Below are 21,545 nucleotides of genomic sequence, written 5' to 3' on the forward strand. Positions count from 1 at the left end.
TAAGGCGTACTGCCCGGCGGCCTATTCGGCGGCCCCGTACATCCGGTCCCCCGCGTCCCCCAGGCCCGGCACGATGTAGCCGTGCTCGTTGAGGCGCTCGTCGACCGACGCCGTCACGACCGTCACCGGCGTGCCCGCGAGCTCGCGCTCCATGAGCTCGACGCCCTCCGGCGCGGCCAGCAGCACCACGGCGGTCACGTCGTCGGCGCCGCGCTTGATCAGCTCCTGGATCGCCGCGACCAGGGTGCCGCCGGTGGCCAGCATCGGGTCGAGGACGTACACCTGGCGCCCGGAGAGGTCCTCCGGCATTCGGGTGGCGTACGTGGACGCCTGGAGCGTCTCCTCGTCACGCACCATGCCCATGAAGCCCACCTCGGCGGTCGGCAGCAGCCGGACCATGCCGTCCAGCATGCCGAGACCGGCCCGCAGGATCGGCACCACCAGCGGGCGGGGGTGGGACAGCTTGACGCCGGTGGTCGAGGCGACCGGCGTGGTGATGTCGACCTGCTCGGTGCGCACGTCGCGCGTGGCCTCGTAGGCGAGCAGGGTGACCAGTTCGTCGGCGAGCCGCCGGAAGGTCGCGGAGTCGGTGCGCTGGTCGCGCAACGCGGTGAGCTTGTGGGCGACCAGGGGGTGGTCGACGACGTGGAGACGCATGGCCTAACAGTAACCGGGCGGCCGTAACCGTTGTGCTGGCATCAAACCGCCCATCAGAGGGAAAGTGGGAGGGACGTACGGGGGTGTTGCCGATGTCCGATCGTGAGTCCGGAACGGACCCGTCGCCGCGCGAGACCGACGCCGAGCGCAGGCGGCGCCGCGCGGTCTTCCTGCGCGAACTCGCCGAGGCCCGCGAACTGCGCGACCGCGTCCAGCCCCGCCGCGCCAAGACGGCCCGCCTGCGACACGCGATGCGCATGCGCACCTTCCGCTGGTAGCGCGACCCGCCTCACGGCCGCCCTCGTACGAATGCGAAGCCATGGCCGCGTACGATCCCGCTCGTGGACGATCAAAACGTGCGGACACAGGGAGCCGAAGACGTCCCCTGAACGCCTTGTTTCTGCCACGATTCCGAGTGGGCGGGGCTCGGACTTCCGCGCTCCCCGCCCGCAAACCTCCGCCGGGGGGACCCCCAACCGGCACGCCTACGACCAGTGGGAGAGTCACGGTGTACTTCGCCGCACTGCTCGCGCGCACCGAAGACGGGTGGGAAGCGAGCGACACAGAGCTCGACGATGTGGAGACCCTGTCGGATCTCGCCGACCTGGCCCGGGAGTCCTCGACCGACGACGACACGGTGCTCGTCCTGATCGAGCAGGAGGACGCCTGGTTCGGCGTCGTCCGCGTCGACGGTGAGGACGACCCTCGTATCTACGTCTCGGACGCCGCCGCCGCTGCCCGCAGCAGCTACGGCGAGATCCTGCTCACCGACGAACTGCTCGGCCGGGACCCGGGTGACGACGACGTCGCCGACCTGGACTCCCTCGATCTCGACGGCACCGAGGACGGTGAGTCCGAGGATGACTCCGACGGCGAGGACGACAGCCCCTCCGCCGAGGCCGTGCCGCACGGCCCGGTCGGTGACGTACGGGTCCTCGACGACCTGGGCGTCAGCGAGAAGGAGTTGCTGACCCTGTCGGACGACGCGCTCACCGAGATCGCCGACGCGCTGGGCGCCTCGGACATCCTGGAGGCCGTCCGCTGACCGGCCGGGCCGGGGAGTCCGCCCCAGGTCCGCCGGACCCGGTACGCGACCGCTGGCGGGCCGCGATGCGGCTCGCCCTGGACGAGGCGGCACACGCGGTCCGGGGCGGAGACGTCCCCGTCGGCGCGCTGGTCCTGTCCCCGGACGGTACGACCGTGCTCGCGACCGGCCACAACGAACGCGAGGCCACCGGCGACCCGACGGCCCACGCCGAGGTGCTCGCCATTCGGCGGGCGGCGGCGAAGCTCGGTGAGTGGCGCCTGACGGGCTGCACGCTCGTCGTGACCCTCGAGCCCTGCACGATGTGCGCGGGCGCGATCGTCCAGTCCCGCGTGGACCGGGTCGTCTACGGCGCCCGGGACGACAAGGCGGGCGCGGCCGGCTCCCTCTGGGACGTCGTACGCGACCGACGGCTCAACCACCGGCCCGAGGTGATCGAGGGCGTGCTCGCCGAGGAGTGCGCCCGGATCCTCACCGACTTCTTCCGCGACCGCTGAGACCGGGAACGAGGCCGGCCGCACCGTCCGGACCGGCGCATACCGATTTCAAACCACACCCCACCGTGCTGTAAGGTCTTCCCCGGTAGCGTGTCCGAGCGGCCGAAGGAGCTCGCCTCGAAAGCGAGTGTGGCGCAAGTCACCGAGGGTTCAAATCCCTCCGCTACCGCTGGAGAAGGGCCCCGTCGAGAGACGGGGCCCTTCCTGCGTCCGGAGCGTAACCCCGCAGTGATCCCCGAGAACGGCGCGGAGGTTACACTCGCCGCCGTCAACAGGGGGCCCTCAGGGCGCAGCAGGCACAGAGGAGGCCGCGGTGGCGGTGAATGCGAAGAAGGTCGCCGTCTATGTCCTCGTGGTCTTCGTGAGCTACGTGATCATCACGGATCCGGAGAAGGCGGCCGACTATGTCCAGATAGGCTTCGAGGGCATATCGGACGCCGCGAAGGCCCTCGGCGACTTCGCGTCCTGGGTCGCCAACGGAGGAGATTCATGATCCGCCATCTGGTCCTCTTCAAGCTCAACGAGGGCGTCGAGCGCGACGACCCGCGCGTGGTGAAGGGCGTGGAGATCTTCCGGGCACTCGACGGCAAGATCCCCGAGATCCGCTCCTGGGAGCTGGGCTGGAACCTCAGCGACCGGCCCATCGCGTACGACTTCGCGATCAACTCGGCGTTCGAGGACCGCGCGGCCCTGCGGACGTACGCCACGCACCCGGAGCATCAGGCGGGCGTCGCACTGTGGGGCGAGTTCGCCACGTGGGTGATCGCCGACTATGAGTTCTGACTCTGAGTTCTGAGCCGCCGGTTCGTCTCTGAACCACCGTCTTTGAAGCCCTCCGCCGTTCCGGCGGAGGGCTTTCGTGCGTCTTATAGGCCACTTTGCCGTCAACACGTGGTTATACGGTGCTTGCATGCAATGCACATGTCTTGTGATGCTATGACAGCTTTTGACGGATGAGACGGATGAGTTGACCGAGGAAGAGGTGGCGTTGACCGTGTCGGCCAGTACCGCGCCGCCCCAGGACGAGGCTCCCGCTCAGGCCGAGACGCCGGCTACCGAACCCGAGACCCAGGACCAGCCCCCCGCCCCCGAGAGACGCCGCGGCGCCGACACCCGGGCGCTCACGCAGGTGCTCTTCGGCGAGCTCAAGGAGCTGGAGCCGGGCACGCCGGAGCACAACCGGGTGCGCGGGGCGCTCATCGAGGCCAACCTTCCGCTCGTGCGCTACGCGGCCGCCCGCTTCCGCTCCCGCAACGAGCCCATGGAGGACGTCGTCCAGGTCGGCACCATCGGGCTCATCAACGCCATCGACCGCTTCGACCCGGACCGGGGCGTGCAGTTCCCGACCTTCGCGATGCCGACGGTCGTCGGCGAGATCAAGCGGTACTTCCGCGACAACGTCCGCACGGTCCATGTCCCGCGCCGGCTGCACGAGCTGTGGGTACAGGTCAACAGCGCGACCGAGGATCTGACGACGGCCTTCGGGCGCTCCCCGAGCACCGCCGAGATCGCCGAGCGGCTGCGCATCACGGAGGAGGAGGTGCTGTCCTGCATCGAGGCGGGACGGTCGTATCACGCCACCTCCCTGGAGGCGGCCCAGGAGGGCGACGGCCTGCCGGGACTCCTCGACCGGCTCGGCTACGAGGACCCGGCGCTGGACGGCGTCGAGCACCGCGACCTCGTCCGGCATCTGCTGGTCCAACTCCCCGAACGCGAACAGCGCATCCTGTTGCTGCGCTACTACAGCAATCTCACCCAGTCGCAAATCAGTGCCGAACTCGGCGTCTCCCAGATGCATGTTTCGCGGCTACTCGCGCGTAGCTTCCAGCGGCTGCGTTCGGCGAACAGGATCGACGCCTGAGCGGCACCGAACCGCATAGAGGATCGAGCCGTCACCGTCGCGAGCGAATCGCTCACCAGGGCGGATCCCGACAGTTCTGTGCCGAAAGACCGTCAGACCCCCTTTATCCAGGGCGGATTCGAGTCTCACATGTCGACATGTCACTACAGCGTGTTGCCGACATGTGACATTCTGCGGGAAGTGCGTTTGCCGGGGCTGCGGCTCCGGTATTCAGGTGAAGGCTGGCGTTCCTCGATGGAGCGTTCGCCACGACCGTCCCGCGACCCAAAGGGGGTGGCATGTCCGCAGACAAGGGCAGCTCGAAGGTGCTCACGCTCACAAAGAGCGAGGTAGTGCCCGAGGCTCACGCCGCGCTCGGCCCCATCGACCAGGTGGAGATCATTCCGGCCCCGCCGGTCCCGCCGGTCCCGGAGGTCCCGGCCTCGGAGACCATCGACACCCGCACCCTGTCCCGCTCCCTTTTCCTGCGGCTCGCCGCACTGGACGAGAACAGCCCCGAGCGTGCATACGTCCGGGACACGCTGATCGAGCTCAACCTCCCGCTCGTGCGGTACGCGGCGGCCCGCTTCCGCTCGCGCAACGAGCCGATGGAGGACATCGTCCAGGTCGGCACCATCGGCCTGATCAAGGCGATCGACCGCTTCGACTGCGAACGGGGCGTGGAGTTCCCGACGTTCGCGATGCCGACGGTCGTCGGCGAGATCAAGCGGTTCTTCCGTGACACGTCCTGGTCGGTCCGGGTGCCCAGGCGGCTGCAGGAGCTGCGGCTCGCCCTCACCAAGGCCAGCGACGAGCTGTCCCAGAAGCTGGACCGCTCCCCGACGGTCACCGAACTCGCCGCGGTCCTGGGCGTGTCCGAGGAGGACGTCGTCGACGGCCTCGCGGTCGGCAACGCCTACACGGCCTCGTCCCTCGACTCCCCGGCCCCCGAGGACGACGGCGGCGAGGGCTCCCTCGCGGACCGCCTCGGCTACGAGGACACCGCGCTGGAGGGCGTGGAGTACCGCGAGTCCCTCAAGCCCCTGCTCGCCAAGCTGCCGCCCCGCGAGCGCCGGATCATCATGCTGCGCTTCTTCGCCAACATGACCCAGTCGCAGATCGGCGAGGAGGTCGGCATCTCCCAGATGCACGTCTCCCGGCTGCTGACCCGGACGCTGGCACAGCTGCGCGAGGGCCTCATCTCCGACTGATCGCTCCGCTGGTCACGCAGTTCGTTTACCGCGGGCCGGTGGGGGCTGATCGCGCCCCGCGCGGCGGAGCCGCATGTAGATACGGCCCCGCGCCCCTTACGGGGCGCGGGTTCCGCAGCCGGCTTCACCAGGCGCCACCTTCAAGCGCTGTGCAGGGCTTCCTATTTGACGGAGCGTCAGCCACCATGGCGCGATGCTTCGATCGACGTGGGCGACATGGACACATGGCCGTCGGCACGCCGCCATCGGCGCGTCGGCGGCCGCCGTCTGCCTGGGCGGGATGCTGGCCGCATGCGGGGCCCAGGGCGACGGCGACGGGTACGTGGCGACCGGTTCGGCACCTCAGGCGCCCGGGAAGGCCGTTCAGCCGACCGGCGGTGTGAGCCTGGTGCCGCTCGACGACGAGAGGTCCGCGCCGCCCTCGAAGGGTCCGGCCGACTCCCCGGGCGCGGGCGGAAGTTCGAGCGCCCCCTCGGCCCGGGAAGGGGAAGGGGCCACGGCGGACAGCCCCACCCCGTCCACGGAGACGGAGACCGGGGGCGAGACCGATACCGAGGGCGCCGAGTCCCCCCGTACCCCTGCCACTTCACGGCCACCATCCAGCGGCGGCAGCAGTCCTACGACATCCCCCGCACCCGCCGCGCTCACCTGGTCCGAGCCGGAGCGGGAGCCCACCGACAAGCGCTGGTGCGAGAAGGTGACCGTCGGTTTCCACAACTCGGGCGGAACCGCGGTGCGTTCGGGCACGGTGACCTTCGGGACGCACATCATCGGCGCGCTCGGGATCGACTGGGGGACCGTCGAGTCGGCCGAGAAGCTTCCGGTGCCGGTCGGGGCCGGGGCGCGGAAGGAGAAGACCTGGACGGTGTGCGTCGACGAGTGGCGGGTGCCGCTGGGCATGCACATCGAGACGCGGGACGTGGCCGTCCGGTGGAAGTAGGCGGTGCCCCGCCTGTGTGAAGCCCCTACTTCAGCGCGAGCCACGCGACGGCGGCCACGACGGCCACCGCGACGACGACACCGAGGATCAGGCCGATGCGGGGGCCCGAGGAGGCCGCCGCCTGACGCCGGCCCTGCGGGCCCTCGTCGACGAACGCGCGGAACATCTGGGTGTTGCCTGCGGGGTCGTGGTTGCCCTGGGGGCCCTGCGTGTTAGCCATGCCCCGAGACCCTAGCGAATCGAGGGTGGCCGCCCAAGCGGGGGCTCCGTTCCTCCCACAGAACCTTTGCGACCTGCACATTTACATTCGCAATACTTGCCTTTGCCAAGTTTTTATGCCGGACTGACACCGTTTTGTTTGCCTGTAGCAACCAACGTATCTATGGTTGCCCTAAGCAACGAATGCGAGAGGTGTGATGGCCGAGCAGGCGCAGTACGAGGAGCTGGCACGCCAGTTCAGTGCCTTCGGGGCCGTGAAGCGGGAGATGGGGCGGAATCTGCCGTCCGAGTGTCCCAGCGGCTCCGCCGCCGTACTGACGCTGCTCGGACGCCACGGCGACATGCGGATGAGCAGGCTCGCCGAGCTGCTCGCCGTGGACATGTCGGTGACCAGCCGCCATGTCGCGCACGTCGCCGGGCGCGGCTGGATCGAGCGCTCCCCGGACCCCGCGGACAAGCGCTCCCGCATCCTGCGCCTCACCCCCGCGGGCCGGGCGCTGCTCGACGAGCTGTCCCTGCGGACCGCCGAGCTGCTCGCCCACCGCCTGCACGACTGGTCCGACGACGAGGTCGGCCAGCTCACCCGGCTGATGGCCCGGCTCAGGGACAGCTTCGGCGACTGCCGGACCACGTCCCGGCCGCAGCCCCCGCCCGGCCCGCCCGGCTCTCCCGCGCTCGACGAGACCACCCGTACACCCGCAAGCACATAAGAGAAGGAAGCCCATGGCAACGACCACACCAACCGGTGTGCGGGCCCACGCCAAGCACGGGGGAGGCTCCCAAGGCTCCGCCGACGGCGCTCCGATGACGCACCGGCAGATCATGGAGGCCCTGACGGGCCTGCTGCTCGGCATGTTCGTCGCGATCCTGTCGTCGACGATCGTCTCCAACGCCCTGCCCGACATCATCAAGGATCTCGGCGGCGGCCAGAGCGCCTACACCTGGGTCGTGACCGCGTCGCTGCTGGCGATGACCGCGTCCACCCCGCTGTGGGGCAAGCTCGCCGACCTCTTCTCCAAGAAGCTGCTGATCCAGCTGGCGCTGGTGATCTTCGTGGTGGGCTCGGCGGCGGCCGGTCTGTCGCAGAACCCGGCGATGCTGATCTCCTTCCGCGCCGTCCAGGGCATCGGCATGGGCGGTCTGTCGTCGCTGGCCCAGATCATCCTGGCGGCGATGATCGCCCCGCGTGAGCGCGGGCGCTACAACGGCTACCTCGGCGCCACGTTCGCGACCGCGATGGTCGGCGGCCCGCTGATCGGCGGTGTCATCACCGACACCGACTGGCTGGGCTGGCGCTGGTGCTTCTACGTCGGTGTGCCCTTCGCCGTGATAGCCCTGATCGTGCTGCAGCGGACCCTGCATCTGCCGGTGGTCAAGCGGCGGGTCAAGGTCGACTGGGCCGGCGCCTTCTTCATCACGGCCGCGGTCTGCGTGCTGCTGGTCTGGGTCACCTTCGCCGGTGACAAGTACGACTGGGTGTCCTGGCAGACGTACGCCATGGTCGGCGGCACGCTGGCGCTTCTCGCGATCTTCATGCTGATCGAGACGAAGGCGACCGAGCCGATCATCCCGCTGCGGCTGTTCCGCAACCGCACGATCACGCTGACCTCGCTCGCCTCGCTGTTCGTCGGTATCGCGATGTTCGCCGGCACGATCTTCTTCAGCCAGTACTTCCAGCTGGCCCGGGACAAGTCGCCGACCATGTCCGGCGTCATGACCATCCCGATGATCGCCGGGCTGTTCGTCTCCTCCACCGTCTCCGGCCGGGTCATCACCCGCACCGGACGCTGGAAGGCGTGGCTGCTGGTCGGTGGTGTGCTGGTGACGGCGGGCCTGGGCCTGCTCGGCACGATCCGGTACGACACCGAGTACTGGCACGTGGGGATCTTCATGGCCATGCTGGGGCTCGGCGTCGGCATGATGATGCAGAACCTGGTGCTGGCCACGCAGAACCAGGTGGAACCGAGCGATCTGGGCGTCGCCAGCTCGGTGGTGACCTTCTTCCGCTCGCTCGGCGGTGCGGTGGGTGTCTCCGCCCTCGGCGCGGTCCTCAGCCACCGGATCACGCACTACGTCGAGAAGGGCGCCGCCGCCCTCGACCCGCAGTCCGCCGCCGCGCTCGCCGGTTCCTCCTCCACCGGCAGCATCCCGGACATGGACCTGCTGCCCGCCCCGATCCGCACCCTCATGGAGAGCTCCTACGGCCACGGCATCGCGGACGTCTTCCTCTACGCGGCGCCGGTCGCGCTGCTGGCCCTGCTGTTCTCGCTCTTCATCAAGGAGGTTCCGCTGAGGACGAAGGGCGCGATGGCGCAGGCCGCCGAGTCCGCGTCCGAGGAGGCTGCGACGGATCGGGCTCAGGCCGACGAGAAGGTGCCGAGCTGGGCCGTCGCCGCGGACACCGAGGCCGGTCCCGACGGCGGCACGCAGCGGCTCGCTGCCGTGGCGACGGTGGCGCCCCCGCAGGTGGGTTCCGGCGGCGTCCCGGTCCGCGGCCATGTCCGCGGCGCCGAGAGCGCGCCCGTCCCGCAGGCCGCCGTCACGCTGATCTCCCTCGCCGGGCGCCAGCTCGGCCGCTCGGTCGCGCAGGGCGACGGCTCCTACGCGGTGGACGCGCCGGGCGCGGGCTCGTACGTCCTGATCGCCTCCGCCGACGGGTTCCAGCCGCAGGCGTCCACGATCGTGGTGAACGGCGAGCCGGTGTCGTACGACATCCTGCTCAGCGGCACCAGCGGGCTGAACGGCGTCGTGCGGGCGACGCAGACCACCCTTCCCGTGAAGGACGCGATGGTGATCGTCACCGATGTGCGCGGGGATCTGCTGGCCACCGGGACCACCGGTGAGCAGGGCGAGTTCGCCTTCGGCGAGCTGGTGCCGGGTGCCGTGACCGTCGCGGTGAACGCCGCCGGGTTCCGGCCGCGCGCCCTGCCCGTCGAGGTGGGCGGCACCGGGGTCACCCGGATCGAGGTCGACCTGGACGCCGGCGCCCAGCTCCAGGGTGTCGTACGGGCTCCGCACGGTCCGCTGGCCGACGCCCGCGTGACGCTGGTCGACGCGGCGGGCAACGTGGTCGGCACGGCCACGACCGGCACGGACGGGGCGTACGCCTTCACCGACCTCGACAGCGGTGAGTACACCGTCATCGCGACGGGCTATCCGCCGGTCGCGACGGCGCTGACCGTCACCGGTCGTGGAGCCGACGCCCACGACATCGAACTCGCCCACCCGGGCGAGTAGTTCAACCCCGGCCCGTGACGGGCGCGCGCTCCGAGCGGAGGTGCGCGTTCGTCACGGGCCGGTTCGCTCTATGACCAATGCGCAAGGTTTTGCAGGGAGTTGACGGGATGGGACTGACCGCGAAGATCCGTACGCGGGACGGATGGGCCGTGTCGCACGCGGTCGTCACGGTGACCGACATGACCGGTGCGCAGGTGGTGCGGGCCGAGGCGGACGGCGAAGGGGTCGTACGGGACGCGACCGCGCTGACTCCCGGTGCGTACACCGTCATCGTCACGGCCGTCGGCTACGCGCCCGCCGCCGCGAGCGCCATCGTCACCGCGAGCGGCCGGGCCGACGTCGGCACGGTGACACTGGCGCGGCAGGGCGGCACCGAGCTGCCGCCGCCCGGGCCGTGGACCATCGACCCGGCACACTCCAGCGTCGGCGCCGTCGCCCAGCACCTGGGGATCTCCAGCGTGCACGGCCGGTTCACCGAGTTCGCCGGCCTGATCGAGGTCGCGCCCGACGACGTCACCAAGTCCCGCGTGGAGGCGGTGATCCGGGCCGCGTCCATCGACACGGGGAACGCGATGCGGGACGGCCATCTGAAGTCCGCCGACTTCCTGGACGTGACGACGTACCCCGAGATCACCTACCGCTCGACCGGCCTGACGGCGGCAGGCCCGGACCGCTGGACAGTCCACGGCGAGCTGGGCCTGCACGGCGTCATACGCCCCGCCGACCTGGACCTCGCCTACCTCGGCACCGGCGCGGACCCCTGGGGCGGCACCCGAGCCGCCTTCCGCGCCACGACCCGACTACAGCGCGAGGACTTCGCCATGTACTACAACGAGGTGGTCCAGGCGGGCATAGCGGCGATCGGCACGACCCTGAAGGTGGAGCTGGACATCCAGGCGGTACAGGGCGAGAAATTGCCGCAGTTGTAAGCGCCCCTAAGGGGCGCGGGGAACTGCGCGACAAGCCACGACGGCGCCGCGGCGGACAACGAACCCAGCGCGGCACTTCCAGGCTTAGGCTGCGCCCCATGGCACCGAACATCGCAACCAACACCCCCGTATCACTCGCAGACCTCCTCGAGTTCGTACGCCCCCGCCACCGCGCCATCCTCCTCACCCGCCGAGCCGACGGCAGTCCCCAGGCCTCGCCGCTGACCTGCGGTGTCGACGACTCGGGCCGGATCGTGGTGTCGACCTACCCCGAGCGGGCCAAGACCCGTAACGCCAAGCGGGACGAGCGGGTCAGCCTCCTCGTCCTGTCCGACGACTGGAACGGACCCTGGGTCCAGATCGACGGCACCGCCGAAGTGATCGACTCCCCCGACTCCGTCGAACCGCTCGTCGAGTACTACCGCAACATCGCCGGCGAGCACCCCGACTGGGACGAGTACCGGGCGGCCATGATCAAGCAGGGCAAGTCGATCATCCGGGTCACCCCGCAGCGGTGGGGGCCGGTGGCGACGGGCGGCTTCCCGGCACGGCTGGTCAGCGAGGAGTAGGACTCACAGACTTGCGGCTCACTCGGAGGTCGCGGCGACGCAGAACTCGTTGCCCTCCGGGTCGGCCATCGCTATGTGGTGACCCTCGAACTCCTCCTGCACGCTCCCGCCCGCCTTCACCAGCCGCTCGGCCTCGGCTCTGATCCGGGCCCAGCGCTCCTCGGGGCTGCCGTGTCCTGGTACCCGGATGTCCATGTGCAGGCGGTTCTTGACCGTCTTCGGCTCGGGAACCTTGAGGATGGAGAGGTGAGGGCCGACGCCGTCCGGATCGCAGAGCCACGCGCTGTCGTCCACGGACTCGTCCTCCGGGAGGTCGAAGCTCGCGAACCACTCCTCTCGGGTGGCGAAGGGAGCGGGCGGCGGCTCATCCACATAGCCGAGCGCCGTCTTCCAGAACTCGGCGAGAAGCCGCGCGTCCGCGCAGTCGAGCGTCAAGGTGATTCGGACTGCCATGAAAAGACGGTACTGCCCACCACTGACAACGGCGTCCAGGTCCGTATCTAGGTCCTGTCCGCCGTCTTCACCATCGCCTCGATCCCCGCGATCAGCAGCTCCAGCGCGAACGCGAAGTCCCGCTCCCGCATCTCCTCGACGGTGTCGCCGCCGCGGGCCGCCATGATGTCCTCGGACTCCTTGATGACCTCGGCGGCCTCAGGGGCCTGGGTCACCGCGCTCATCGCATGCCGGAAGTAGTCGTCCTGGGTCATGCCGGCGTCCGCGCAACGGGCGATGAAGTGGCCCTCGATCGTGCCGTAGCCGTACACGAACTGGAAGACGGCGGAGATGGCGCCGGTGAGTCCCCGCGGGGGCAGCCCGGTCCTGCGGATGACGCGCTGGATGACGCGGGAGAACGCCAGCGAGTTGGGGCCGATGTTGAGGAACGTCCCGGCGAGCGGCGACAGCCACGGATGCCGTACCAGCAGGCTCCGGTACTCCCGGGCCAGCGTCCGCAGCTGATCCCGCCAGTCCTCGCCCTCGGCATCCGCGTCGGGCAGCCGCAGCTCACCGAAGGCCGCGTCCAGAGCGAGTTCGAGCAGGTCGTCCTTGGTGTCGACGTACCAGTACACCGACATCGCCGTGACATTCAGCTCCCCGGCCAGCCGCCGCATCGAGAACTTGCCCAGCCCTTCGGCATCCAGCAGCCGCACGGTGACCTCGGTGATCCGCTCCCGGTCGAGCCCAGAGGGCTGCCCCCCGCCCCGCCCACCCCGGCGTGCCTTCCCCTCCAGCCAGACACTGGTCCGAGCCGAACGCTGGACGGACTTAGCCATGGAGCACCTTCCTGAACTTCTTGCTGCCGGTCACGCGAAGGCGCCCCTCCAGGGGCGCGGGGAACTGCGCGATCAACCACGTACAACCCGCACTCGCAAGACAACCGCACCACCCGAGCTAGTAGGCGCCCGCGCCCGCCACCTCCGAGTCTGCCCTTTCCGCACGTCGCAACAACGCAGCCGCGACCACTCCACCCAGCAACACAGCCAACGCCCCCACCAACTGACTGGTCTCCAGCCCAGAAGAGAACGCCTCCGTTATACGCACTCTCTCCTCCCCAGACCCCGCCGAAGCCAACGCCGCCGGCAACGAGGACCCGGCCACAGAAATCAACGCGGCAAAGCGCGAGTTGAGCACGGCCCCGAGCACAGCCACCCCGAGCCCGTTCCCGAACTCCGCGAGCGTGCCGTTGATGCCCGCACCAACTCCCGCCTTCTCCCGGGGAATCGCACTCATGATGGCGTGCGCCATCACCGGGTTGGCCACCGCACACCCCGCCCCGATCAGCAGCAGCCCGAGCAACGTCCCGGCATAACCGCCGGAGGCCAACGTGGCGATGGACACCAGTCCCGCCGACATCAGCACCATCCCCAGCAGGATGGACACCGGCGTCCCCAGCTTCACCGTCCACTTCGCCGACAGCCCCGAGAAGTTCAGCGCCACCACCGCCAGCGCGAGCGGCGCCGTACGCAGCCCCGCCTCCAGCGCGTCGTACCCCAGCACGAACTGCAGATGCTGCGTCAGCAGGAACAGCGCCCCGCCCATCCCGAAGGTGATCAGCACCGCCCCCGCGACCGCCCCCGTGAACCGCCGGTCCCGGAAGAAGTGCAGGTCGAGCATCGGATACGGGATCTTGCTCTCCCAGTACGCGAACACCGCCAGCACCACCACCGCCAGCGCACCCGTGCCCAGCACCCGCCCGGACGTCCACCCGTGTTCGGGCCCGGAGATGATCGCGAACACCAGCGAGGACATACCGATCGTGGACAGCAGCGCACCCAGCAGGTCGGGCCGGTCGCCGCGCGGATTCTTGGACTCGGGGACCAGTGCGATCACGGCGACGAGGCCCAGCGCGGCGACCGGCAGGTTGATCAGGAAGATGGCGCCCCACCAGAAGTGGTTCAGCATGAACCCGCCCAGCAGCGGCCCGACCGCGAAGCCGAGCGCGTTGACGGCGCTCCAGATGCCGATCGCCTTGGGGTGCTCCTCCGGCGCGAAGATCTGCATGGCCACGGCGAGGGTCGTGGTCAGCAGCAGCGCACCGCCCACGCCCATGCCGGCCCGCGCGGCGATCAACTGCCCGGTGGAATCGGCGAGTCCGGCCGCCAGCGAGCCGATGCCGAACAGGGTCAGGCCCGCGATCAGCATCTTCTTGCGGCCGTACCGGTCGGCCGCGCTGCCCGCGGTCAGCAGCAGGCCCGACTGCACGAGCGAGTAGGCGTTGATCATCCACTGGATGTCGGAGGTGGCGGCGCCCAGCTCCGTGGTGAGCGAGGGGATCGCCACGTTCAGCACGGTGTTGTCGAGCAGCACGGTGAGCTGGGCGAGACAGATGACGCCGAGGATCAGCCAGCGCTGGGGATGGCCCTGAGGGGACGGGGACGTGGTCATGCTCTACACCGTAGAACAGTTCCTATACGGCGTACAGCATGACCACGTCCCAGCCGAGCGTCAGCGTCAGCTGCCGCTCGCCGCCTGCGTCAGGTCGTAGAACGTCGCCGAACCGACCGTCACCTTCGTGAAGTTGGCCTCGATCCACTCCGTGATCTGCGAGGACGTACCGCTGCTGCTGCCGCCCGCGCCACCGCCGCCAGAGCCACTGGAGATGAAGTAGTGGATCTTGCCGTCGGTCACGTACTGCTTGAACTGGGCCAGCGTCGGCGACGGGTCCGTGCCGTTGAAGCCGCCGATCGCCATGACGGGTTCGCCGGTGGAGAGCTGGTAACTCGCCGCGTTCTGGGCGCCGATGGCCGCGGCGGCCCAGGTGTAGTCCCCGGCGTTCGCCGCCAGCAGCTTCTTGGCCTCGGCGGAGACGCTGGCGCCGTTGAGCAGGCCACCGGCGCCGCCGCCACCGCCCATGCCGCCCTCGCCCGTCTGCCCGCCGGGCATGCCGCCCTGCTGGTTCTGGCCCTGGGTGTTGCCGTTGCCGTTCTGGCCCGGCATGCCACCGGTGCCGCCGGTCGGGGGCTGGCCCATGCCGCCGCCCTGCTGACCCTGGCCCTGGCCCTGGCCCTGCGTGTTGCCGTTGCCATTGCCGTTCTGGCCCGGCATCCCGCCGCCCATGCCGCCGCCACCGCGGCCTCCGCCGCCGCCCATCATGCTCGCCCCGGCCGGACCGGCCGTGACGATGGAGCCGGTGTGGCCCTCCTGTAGCGTGCTGATGGTGTACGCCGTCGGACCGGCGACGGCCGCGACGAAGCTCAACCCTGCTGCCGCGAGGGCCAGTTGACGGCCCAGCTTGGCCACGAAGATCAGGCCGAGCGCGCCGACGAGGCCGCCGGTCAGGACCAGCCACTTCAGCCAGGGGAGGTAGTCCGGCGTGCGGTTGAGCAGGACGTAACCCCAGGCGGCACTCGCCACAACCGCGGACGCGAGGGCGAGCGAGGCCCACATCTCGCGCCGCTTCTCCCACAGGGTCGCCGCGCCCATGCCGATCACGGCCGCCATGTAGGGGGCGAGGGCCACCGTGTAGTACTGGTGGAAGATGCCGGCCATGTAGCTGAAGACGGCCATGGTGATCAGCAGCGAGCCGCCCCAGACCAGGAACGAACCGCGGGTCACGGACGTGCGCTTGAGCTTGCGCGTGGCGACCAGGCCCGCCATGAGCAGGATCAGGGCCGCCGGGAGCAGCCAGGAAATCTGGCCGCCGATCTCGGAGTTGAACATCCGGTCCCAGCCGGTCTCACCCCACTGCCCGGTCCCTCCGCCTCCTCCGCCACCGCCGCCGACGCTGCCGGTCTCGTCGCCGCTCAGGCGGCCGAGGCCGTTGTAGCCGAAGGTCAGCTCCAGGAAGCTGTTGTTCTGCGAGCCGCCGATGTACGGGCGCGAGGACGCGGGCCACAGCTCGACGATCGCGACCCACCAGCCGCCGGAGACGACGATCGCGACGGTCGCCAGCGCCAGCTGAACGAACCGCTTCCTCACCTTCACCGGCGCGCAGACCGCGTACACGATCGCCAGCGGCGGCAGGATCAGGAAGGCCTGCAACGTCTTGGCCAGGAACGCGAAGCCGATCGCGACTGAGGCCCACATCAGCCACTTCGTACGGCCGTCCTCCAGCGCCCGGACGACGAAGTAGCAGGCGACCGCCATCAGCAGCGCCAGCATCGCGTCCGGGTTGTTGAACCGGAACATCAGCGCCGCGACGGGGGTGAGCGCGAGCACGACGCCCGCGATCAGACCGGCCGCGGGGCTGAACCGGCGGCGTACGGACGCGTAGACGACGGCGACCGTGCCGACGCCCATGAGGACCTCGGGGGCCAGGATCGCCCACGAGCTGAGGCCGAAGAGGCGGACCGAGAGGGCCATCGGCCACAGGGCGGCCGGGGGCTTGTCGACGGTGATGGCGTTGGCCGCGTCCAGCGAGCCGAAGAAGAAAGCTTTCCAGGATTGGCTGCCGGCCTGGACGGCCGCGGAGTAGAAGGAGTTGGCGTAGCCGGAGGAGCTCAGGTTGTAGAAGTAGAGCGCCGCGGTGGCGAGCAGCAGGCCCCAGAACGCCGGCCGCACCCAGCGGGGATCCTCGGGACGGCCGCGCCACAGTCTCCGTACGAACGGCTGCTTCGGTTCGCCGGCCGCGGGTGCCGATGGGGCGATGGGCTCCGTGACGGCCGTATCGGCTGTGTAGTAGGTGGTCATCGTCGGTCCCTCGGGTCGGTGTCGGTGGGACGGAGGGGCTGCAGCTGCAGGGTCGCGTCCCTCCAGGAGCGGTCCGCGGCTTCACGGGCGCGGAACTGGGTGGAGTCGTACGGAATGTCGTACGGGGTGTTCGGTGCCGGCGTGTGCGAGGCGACGACGGTCGACGGGCGGTCGTCGTCGCGCCGGTCCGGGAAGACCCATGCGCGGAAGAGCAGGAAGCGCAGCACCGTCGCCGCGAGGTTGGCGGCGACGAGGACCGCGAGCTCGGTGGTGTGCCCGGGGTCGCTGGACGCCGCGTTCAGGGCGGCGAGCGAACCGCTGGTCAGGATCAGGCCGATACCGAAGACGACCAGGCCCTGCGCCTGGTGCTTGACGGCGTCGCCACGGCCGCGCACCCCGAACGTCAGCCGGCGGTTGGCCGCCGTGTTGGCGATCGCGGAGACCAGCAGGGCCAGCGCGTTGGCGATCTGTGAGCCGCCGAACTGCCGGAACGCGGTGTAGAGGAGGAGGTAGAAGAGGGTCGACAGACCGCCCACGACACAGAAGCCGACGAGCTGGCGGGCCAGCCCCGTGGGTACGTCCTGGATCTCACGGTCCCGCGGGTCGTCGCCGAACGGCCGGGCGAGCCGGTCCAGCGGCAGCGAACCGCCGGCCAGGGCCTTGCCCACCCTCCACACGCCCTTGAGGTCGTCGGTCGCCGTCTTCACGATGTGGACGGTGGAATCGGGATCGTCGACCCAGTCGACGGGCACTTCGTGGATACGGAGGCCCGCGCGCTCGGCGAGCACCAGCATCTCGGTGTCGAAGAACCAGCCGGTGTCCTCGACGAGCGGCAGCAGCACCTGGGCCACATCCCGCCGGATCGCCTTGAAGCCGCACTGGGCATCGGAGAAGCGGGCCTGGAGCGAGCCGCGGAGGATGAGGTTGTACGTGCGGCTGATGAACTCCCGCTTGGCGCCGCGCACGACGCGGGAACTCCGGCTGAGCCGGGAGCCGATCGCGAGGTCCGAGTGACCCGAGATCAGCGGCGCCACCAGCGGAAGCAGCGCGTTGAGGTCGGTGGACAGGTCGACGTCCATGTAGGCGAGGATCGGCGCGTCCGAGGCGGACCACACGGTGCGCAGGGCCCGACCACGGCCCTTCTGCTCCAGCCGGAACGACCGCACTTCCGCGAGCTCCGCCTCCAGCCGGAACGCCACCTGCGGGGTGGTGTCGGTGGAGGCGTTGTCCGCGATCGTGATGCGGAAGGCGTACGGGAAGGTGCTCTTGAGGTGCTGATGGAGTCTCAGCACACACGGCTGGAGGTCCTTCTCCTCGTTGTAGACGGGGATCACTACGTCCAGGACAGGCGTACCGGCATCTCCGGCCGGGAGGTGCTCCCGCGCCGGCAGGGAGCCGGGAGAAGAGTCGGGAGAAGAGTCGGTTCGCATGGAACCGACTCTTCTCAAGCCCGCTGTTGCACCGGTGTGGTGGGACTGTGCTGTGCCTGTGAGTGCAGTTGCCAGTTCGTTTCGGGCGCCGGACGGGGCGTCTGCGAGGCGAGCGCCGGCAGATGCACCGTGAAGACCGTGCGTCCAGGGACGCTGTCCACGGTCACCGCACCCTCGTGCGCGGTCGCCACGGCCTGCACGATGGCGAGCCCCAGACCGGTCGAGCCGGAGGCACGGGAGCGCGACGAGTCACCGCGCGCGAACCGTTCGAAGACACGCGGCAGCAAATCGGGCGGGATGCCCTGGCCGTTGTCCTCGACGTCCACACACATCCAGGGCCCGCGCCGCTGAATCCGCGCGGTGACCGTCGTACCCGGCGGGGTGTGCTTGCGCGCGTTGCCGAGCAGGTTGATGAGCACCTGCTGGAGCCGGGCCGCGTCCCCGGAGACGAGGGCGGGTTCGTCGGGCAGGTCGAGCCGCCAGTTGTGGTCCATGCCGGCCGCGCGGGCGTCGCTGATGGTGTCGACGACCAGCGGGATGAGGTCGGTCTGCTCGAACTGCAGCGGCCGTCCGGCATCCAGACGCGCGAGCAGCAGCAGGTCTTCGACGAGCAGCGTCATCCGGCCCGCCTCGGACTCGATCCGTCCGAGCGCGTGCCGGGTGTCCGGCCCGACCTCTTCCCTGCCGCGTCTGGTCAGCTCGGCGTACCCCCGGATGGAGGCGAGCGGCGTCCTGAGCTCATGGCTGGCGTCCGCGACGAACTGACGCACCCGCGTCTCACTCTGCTGCCGTGAGTGCAACGCCCCGTGCACATGGTTCAGCATCCTGTTGAGCGCCGCCCCGACCTGCCCGACCTCGGTATGCGGGTCCGTCTCCGACTCGGGGACACGCTCGCTGAGGTTGACCTCGCCGGTGTGGAGGGGGAGTTCGGAGACGCGGGTGGCGGTGGCGGCTACCTTGCGGAGGGGGCGGGTGGCTACGCCGACGAGGACGGAGCTGGCTATGCCGGCGGCGACGAGGGCTGCGCCGGTGACACTGGCCTCGATGATGAGGAGGGTGTTGAGGGTGCTGGTGACTTCCTCGGTGGGGAGGGCGACGTAGAAGCTGCCGTTTTCGCCGGAACGGAACTCCACGCGGTACTCGCCGAGACCGGGAATCTCGACGGTGTGCCTGTTGCCGTCCTGCTCGACGTTGTTGAGCGCCTCGATCTGGGCGTCGTTGAGATCCTGGGGGACCATCTCGAGATCTTCGTCGGACTTCTCACCGACCATGGCGTCGGTGATGGTGCCGTTCCGGACCTCGGCCGCGATCGTGCCCTGCGGCTGCGGGCCCTTGGTGACGAATTCACCGAGGGTCGGCTTGGGTGGCTTCTTGCCGTCGCGGGCGTCGGGCGGCCTGAAGCCGACCGCCCGGGACACGGACTCGCCGAGCCGACCGTCGAGTTGCTCGTACAGATGCGAACGCAGAGCCAGCGTCGTCACGGTCCCGATCACCGCACACACCACCGCGATCAACACCACGGACGCGACGACGAGCCGCGTCCGCAGGGTGCGCGGCTGCCCCATCCGCCGCTGCCGCTTCTGCGCACGCGGCCGTCGTCGCCCGCTCATGAAGCCGCGGGCTTGATCAGATAACCGGCGCCGCGCCGGGTGTGGATCATCGGCTCCCGCCCGGCGTCGATCTTCCGCCGCAGATACGAGATGTACAGCTCGACGACGTTGGCCTGCCCGCCGAAGTCGTACGACCAGACCCGGTCAAGGATCTGCGCCTTGCTGAGCACCCGCCGGGGATTGCGCATGAGGAACCGCAGCAGCTCGAACTCGGTGGCCGTGAGATGGATGTTGTCGCCGGCCCGGCTCACCTCGTGGCTGTCCTCGTCGAGGGTGAGGTCACCGACGACGAGCACGGAGTCGGAGCGGCGATCGGCGGCACCGGAGCGACGAATGAGCCCCCGCAGCCGGGCGACGACTTCCTCCAGGCTGAACGGCTTGGTGACGTAGTCGTCCCCACCCGCGGTGAGCCCGGCGATCCGGTCCTCGACCGCGTCCTTCGCGGTGAGGAACAAGACGGGAACGTCCGGCAGTTCCCGCCGCAGCCGCCCGAGCACGGCGAGCCCGTCCATGTCGGGCAGCATCATGTCGAGAACGACGGCGTCCGGCCGGAACTCCCGCGCGGTCTGGACGGCGCCCTGGCCGTCTCCCGCGCTGCGGATCTGCCAGCCTTCATAGCGAAGAGCCATGGACAACAGCTCGGTGATCGACTGCTCGTCGTCCACCACAAGCACTCGGACGGGGCTCCCGTCCGGCCTCAGCAGTTCGGTGCGCCCCTGGGGCGAGGTCGTGGTCATAGCGGACACGTTGTCGGGCCCCTCTTAGAGCACCCTTTCTGGAACCTGTGATTTTCCTGAGAAACGCACAGGTACCTCTCAGGGAGCGCCTGGGAACCTGCAGGGGACCCCGCAACGGCTGAGCGTCACCGCGGGCAGCCACTGAGCCTCACACCCGGCGGGGTCACACACCGACACCGCCCGACACCACCCTCAGAACAACGCGTCAGAACAACCCGTCCTGCACAGTCACCTCCACCGCCTTGAACTCCCTGACCGGCACGGTGAGTTCATCACTGGCCACCGGCACCAGCTGCCACCCGGTCATAACCCGCGTATCCAGCACGACGACCCGACCCCCGTTCTCCAGATGCAGATCGGGCCCCGCGGCTGCCACGAGCCGCCCACTGACGACCCCGCCCGGGACGAGCTCGCGCACCGCACCGACAGGATCCGGAAGGCCGACGAGCCCGAACACCTCGGTGTGGTCGACGGGCCGATACGGCTCACGGACCAGCGACTCCGGCCACCCGCCCAGCGCCACCGCCCGCGCATGCAACTCGCCGAGCTCGGCCGCCCGCTCCTCGGCCGTCCCCGGCAAGCCGGACCGCACGGCACGCTTGTCGCCGTACGGAATCCGATCCGGCACCCGGAGCGCGGCGCGCAGCAACTCCTCAGTGCGCCGCGCGGCCATCAGCGGCCCGAGCCCCAGCCAGCTGAAGCACACGGCCCCCTGCTCAAGCAGCCGCGCGGACCCACGTTCTTCGGCGGTGATCCCGACCTTCACCATCCCCGGCCCGAACCACGCCAGATATACGTGATACGGCCGCGGATCGTCGGCCATCGTGTCGGCGGCCACAGAGTGCGCCCGGTCCAGCCGCGCACACTCCTCGCACCGCGCCCCCGTACTCCGCCCCGGCACGCCCGCCCGTACCGGACACGCGTTCCCCCGTGCTCCCACACACTCCCGAACACCCCCGTCCGCGACCCCGAAGGCCACCCGTTTCCCCCTGGTCAGCGCACTGCGCCGCCCACCGTCCCACACGAGCACGGGACCATCCGCCGCCCACCGCAGCCCCGAGCACTTCCATGCTTGTGCCATCGCCTACGACTGTAGAGGCAGCCACTGACAACGCCGTTCGGCCAAGACCCTCCGCGCTCAGCCCAAGGACTCGGCAGCGGCGGCAGCCTCGGGCTCCCCGACCGCGGCAACAGGCGTGGCCACCGCAGCGGTACGCCGCCCCCGCCCCGCCAGCCGGCACCCCAGGCACCCGGCGTGCCCTTCACGCGCCGCCCGATCCCGAACCCGCATCCCCCACTGCTCCCGGGGCCTCCGCCCCGGCGGCTTGCCCCACCCGGCGAGATGCAGCACCCAGGTGACGAGGACACTCACGACCCCAACCCCCAGCCCGACCGCCACCAAAGCGGCCGAGACCATACACACCCCCACCCCCCCCCCCCCCCCCCCCCCCCCCCCCCCCCCCCCCCCCCCCCCCCCCCCCCCCCCCCCCCCCCCCC

General features: G+C 70.0%; 23 protein-coding genes and 1 tRNA gene. 13 read left to right on the forward strand and 11 right to left on the reverse strand.

Translation table 11 applies throughout. From position 1 onward, the window contains the following. Window positions 1–21: 21 nt before the first annotated feature. The gene (gene upp, locus KCH48_RS38990) at window positions 22–657 is read right to left on the reverse strand and encodes a uracil phosphoribosyltransferase (protein WP_210582303.1); all 636 of its coding nucleotides are present in this window, start codon (window positions 655–657) and stop codon (window positions 22–24) included. A 92-nt stretch (window positions 658–749) separates the two neighbouring features. On the opposite strand from upp, the gene KCH48_RS38995 reads away from it, so the two are divergent. From KCH48_RS38995 to KCH48_RS39035, 9 genes are all read left to right on the forward strand, one after another. Continuing rightward, window positions 750–935, forward strand: a complete 186-nt coding sequence (locus KCH48_RS38995) for a hypothetical protein (RefSeq protein ID WP_210582305.1) — start codon at window positions 750–752, stop codon at window positions 933–935. A gap of 230 nt (window positions 936–1,165) precedes the next feature. Further along, entirely contained in the window at window positions 1,166–1,702 is a 537-nt protein-coding gene (locus KCH48_RS39000) for a hypothetical protein (protein WP_210582306.1), read from the forward strand. 65 nt (window positions 1,703–1,767) lie between these two features. Next, window positions 1,768–2,199 carry a tRNA adenosine(34) deaminase TadA gene (gene tadA, locus KCH48_RS39005; RefSeq protein WP_246886563.1) on the forward strand — a complete coding sequence of 144 codons (432 nt, stop codon included), beginning with the start codon at window positions 1,768–1,770 and terminating at the stop codon, window positions 2,197–2,199. Window positions 2,200–2,283: 84 nt separating this feature from the next. Beyond that, window positions 2,284–2,368, forward strand: a tRNA-Ser gene (locus KCH48_RS39010). A 144-nt stretch (window positions 2,369–2,512) separates the two neighbouring features. Next, window positions 2,513–2,692 (forward strand): hypothetical protein, encoded by a 180-nt coding sequence (locus KCH48_RS39015; protein WP_210582308.1) that lies wholly within the window; start codon window positions 2,513–2,515, stop codon window positions 2,690–2,692. After that, window positions 2,689–2,982, forward strand: a complete 294-nt coding sequence (locus KCH48_RS39020) for a Dabb family protein (protein WP_210582311.1) — start codon at window positions 2,689–2,691, stop codon at window positions 2,980–2,982. Before KCH48_RS39015 ends, KCH48_RS39020 begins: the two co-directional genes overlap by 4 nt. Before the next feature lie 184 nt (window positions 2,983–3,166). After that, complete coding sequence (locus tag KCH48_RS39025; RefSeq protein WP_246886564.1) at window positions 3,167–4,060, forward strand: RNA polymerase sigma factor SigF; 894 nt, start codon at window positions 3,167–3,169, stop codon at window positions 4,058–4,060. A gap of 278 nt (window positions 4,061–4,338) precedes the next feature. Beyond that, a complete protein-coding gene (locus tag KCH48_RS39030; RefSeq protein ID WP_210582313.1) occupies window positions 4,339–5,250 on the forward strand; it encodes an RNA polymerase sigma factor SigF in 912 nt (303 codons plus the stop codon). Between the two features lie 193 nt (window positions 5,251–5,443). Next, the gene (locus tag KCH48_RS39035) at window positions 5,444–6,190 is read left to right on the forward strand and encodes a hypothetical protein (RefSeq protein WP_210582315.1); all 747 of its coding nucleotides are present in this window, start codon (window positions 5,444–5,446) and stop codon (window positions 6,188–6,190) included. Window positions 6,191–6,215: 25 nt separating this feature from the next. Here the strand turns inward: KCH48_RS39035 and KCH48_RS39040 are convergent, their stop codons facing one another. After that, window positions 6,216–6,410 (reverse strand): hypothetical protein, encoded by a 195-nt coding sequence (locus tag KCH48_RS39040; RefSeq protein WP_210582317.1) that lies wholly within the window; start codon window positions 6,408–6,410, stop codon window positions 6,216–6,218. A 196-nt stretch (window positions 6,411–6,606) separates the two neighbouring features. On the opposite strand from KCH48_RS39040, the gene KCH48_RS39045 reads away from it, so the two are divergent. The 4 genes from KCH48_RS39045 to KCH48_RS39060 all read left to right on the forward strand — a co-directional run bounded on the left by KCH48_RS39045 (window position 6,607) and on the right by KCH48_RS39060 (window position 11,144). Next, on the forward strand, window positions 6,607–7,119 hold the full coding sequence (locus KCH48_RS39045) for a MarR family winged helix-turn-helix transcriptional regulator (RefSeq protein ID WP_210582319.1): 513 nt from the start codon (window positions 6,607–6,609) through the stop codon (window positions 7,117–7,119). 13 nt (window positions 7,120–7,132) lie between these two features. Next, window positions 7,133–9,646, forward strand: coding sequence for an MFS transporter (locus KCH48_RS39050; RefSeq protein ID WP_210582321.1), 2,514 nt, complete (start codon window positions 7,133–7,135; stop codon window positions 9,644–9,646). A gap of 107 nt (window positions 9,647–9,753) precedes the next feature. Then, complete coding sequence (locus KCH48_RS39055) at window positions 9,754–10,575, forward strand: YceI family protein (protein ID WP_210582323.1); 822 nt, start codon at window positions 9,754–9,756, stop codon at window positions 10,573–10,575. A gap of 98 nt (window positions 10,576–10,673) precedes the next feature. Further along, window positions 10,674–11,144, forward strand: coding sequence for a PPOX class F420-dependent oxidoreductase (locus KCH48_RS39060; RefSeq protein ID WP_210582324.1), 471 nt, complete (start codon window positions 10,674–10,676; stop codon window positions 11,142–11,144). Window positions 11,145–11,162: 18 nt separating this feature from the next. Here KCH48_RS39060 and KCH48_RS39065 read toward each other — a convergent pair whose 3' ends face one another. From KCH48_RS39065 to KCH48_RS42675, 9 genes are all read right to left on the reverse strand, one after another. Continuing rightward, window positions 11,163–11,597: a VOC family protein gene (locus KCH48_RS39065; protein ID WP_210582326.1), complete on the reverse strand. Its 435-nt coding sequence runs from the start codon at window positions 11,595–11,597 to the stop codon at window positions 11,163–11,165. 47 nt (window positions 11,598–11,644) lie between these two features. Then, window positions 11,645–12,415, reverse strand: a complete 771-nt coding sequence (locus KCH48_RS39070) for a TetR/AcrR family transcriptional regulator (protein ID WP_210582328.1) — start codon at window positions 12,413–12,415, stop codon at window positions 11,645–11,647. A 118-nt stretch (window positions 12,416–12,533) separates the two neighbouring features. Beyond that, entirely contained in the window at window positions 12,534–14,027 is a 1,494-nt protein-coding gene (locus KCH48_RS39075; RefSeq protein WP_210582329.1) for an MFS transporter, read from the reverse strand. Between the two features lie 66 nt (window positions 14,028–14,093). After that, complete coding sequence (locus KCH48_RS39080) at window positions 14,094–16,271, reverse strand: glycosyltransferase family 39 protein (protein WP_210582331.1); 2,178 nt, start codon at window positions 16,269–16,271, stop codon at window positions 14,094–14,096. After that, window positions 16,268–17,701 (reverse strand): bifunctional glycosyltransferase family 2/GtrA family protein, encoded by a 1,434-nt coding sequence (locus tag KCH48_RS39085; RefSeq protein WP_210582333.1) that lies wholly within the window; start codon window positions 17,699–17,701, stop codon window positions 16,268–16,270. The genes KCH48_RS39080 and KCH48_RS39085 overlap by 4 nt, the downstream gene beginning before the upstream one ends. 14 nt (window positions 17,702–17,715) lie before the next feature. Beyond that, window positions 17,716–19,311, reverse strand: a complete 1,596-nt coding sequence (locus tag KCH48_RS39090) for a cell wall metabolism sensor histidine kinase WalK (protein WP_210582335.1) — start codon at window positions 19,309–19,311, stop codon at window positions 17,716–17,718. Next, window positions 19,308–20,048, reverse strand: coding sequence for a response regulator transcription factor (locus KCH48_RS39095; protein WP_210582337.1), 741 nt, complete (start codon window positions 20,046–20,048; stop codon window positions 19,308–19,310). Before KCH48_RS39095 ends, KCH48_RS39090 begins: the two co-directional genes overlap by 4 nt. 205 nt (window positions 20,049–20,253) lie before the next feature. After that, window positions 20,254–21,129 carry a DUF2797 domain-containing protein gene (locus tag KCH48_RS39100; protein WP_210582339.1) on the reverse strand — a complete coding sequence of 292 codons (876 nt, stop codon included), beginning with the start codon at window positions 21,127–21,129 and terminating at the stop codon, window positions 20,254–20,256. Between the two features lie 57 nt (window positions 21,130–21,186). After that, window positions 21,187–21,545: HGxxPAAW family protein (locus KCH48_RS42675; RefSeq protein ID WP_374104751.1), on the reverse strand; the 359-nt coding region annotated here is incomplete at its 5' end.

This window comes from Streptomyces sp. GESEQ-4, from assembly GCF_017948455.1.
In the GTDB taxonomy this organism is placed as follows: Bacteria; Actinomycetota; Actinomycetes; order Streptomycetales; family Streptomycetaceae; genus Streptomyces.

What these genes read in the sequence shown, in the direction of transcription:
- upp (WP_210582303.1), bottom strand. Translation starts at nt 657, where the DNA reads ATGCGTCTCCACGTCGTCGACCACCCCCTGGTCGCCCACAAGCTCACC.
- KCH48_RS38995 (WP_210582305.1), top strand. Translation starts at nt 750, where the DNA reads ATGTCCGATCGTGAGTCCGGAACGGACCCGTCGCCGCGCGAGACCGAC.
- tadA (WP_246886563.1), top strand. Translation starts at nt 1,768, where the DNA reads ATGCGGCTCGCCCTGGACGAGGCGGCACACGCGGTCCGGGGCGGAGAC.
- KCH48_RS39020 (WP_210582311.1), top strand. Translation starts at nt 2,689, where the DNA reads ATGATCCGCCATCTGGTCCTCTTCAAGCTCAACGAGGGCGTCGAGCGC.
- KCH48_RS39030 (WP_210582313.1), top strand. Translation starts at nt 4,339, where the DNA reads ATGTCCGCAGACAAGGGCAGCTCGAAGGTGCTCACGCTCACAAAGAGC.
- KCH48_RS39035 (WP_210582315.1), top strand. Translation starts at nt 5,444, where the DNA reads ATGCTTCGATCGACGTGGGCGACATGGACACATGGCCGTCGGCACGCC.
- KCH48_RS39040 (WP_210582317.1), bottom strand. Translation starts at nt 6,410, where the DNA reads ATGGCTAACACGCAGGGCCCCCAGGGCAACCACGACCCCGCAGGCAAC.
- KCH48_RS39045 (WP_210582319.1), top strand. Translation starts at nt 6,607, where the DNA reads ATGGCCGAGCAGGCGCAGTACGAGGAGCTGGCACGCCAGTTCAGTGCC.
- KCH48_RS39050 (WP_210582321.1), top strand. Translation starts at nt 7,133, where the DNA reads ATGGCAACGACCACACCAACCGGTGTGCGGGCCCACGCCAAGCACGGG.
- KCH48_RS39055 (WP_210582323.1), top strand. Translation starts at nt 9,754, where the DNA reads ATGGGACTGACCGCGAAGATCCGTACGCGGGACGGATGGGCCGTGTCG.
- KCH48_RS39060 (WP_210582324.1), top strand. Translation starts at nt 10,674, where the DNA reads ATGGCACCGAACATCGCAACCAACACCCCCGTATCACTCGCAGACCTC.
- KCH48_RS39065 (WP_210582326.1), bottom strand. Translation starts at nt 11,597, where the DNA reads ATGGCAGTCCGAATCACCTTGACGCTCGACTGCGCGGACGCGCGGCTT.
- KCH48_RS39070 (WP_210582328.1), bottom strand. Translation starts at nt 12,415, where the DNA reads ATGGCTAAGTCCGTCCAGCGTTCGGCTCGGACCAGTGTCTGGCTGGAG.
- KCH48_RS39075 (WP_210582329.1), bottom strand. Translation starts at nt 14,027, where the DNA reads ATGACCACGTCCCCGTCCCCTCAGGGCCATCCCCAGCGCTGGCTGATC.
- KCH48_RS39080 (WP_210582331.1), bottom strand. Translation starts at nt 16,271, where the DNA reads ATGACCACCTACTACACAGCCGATACGGCCGTCACGGAGCCCATCGCC.
- KCH48_RS39085 (WP_210582333.1), bottom strand. Translation starts at nt 17,701, where the DNA reads ATGCGAACCGACTCTTCTCCCGACTCTTCTCCCGGCTCCCTGCCGGCG.
- KCH48_RS39090 (WP_210582335.1), bottom strand. Translation starts at nt 19,311, where the DNA reads ATGAGCGGGCGACGACGGCCGCGTGCGCAGAAGCGGCAGCGGCGGATG.
- KCH48_RS39095 (WP_210582337.1), bottom strand. Translation starts at nt 20,048, where the DNA reads ATGACCACGACCTCGCCCCAGGGGCGCACCGAACTGCTGAGGCCGGAC.
- KCH48_RS39100 (WP_210582339.1), bottom strand. Translation starts at nt 21,129, where the DNA reads ATGGCACAAGCATGGAAGTGCTCGGGGCTGCGGTGGGCGGCGGATGGT.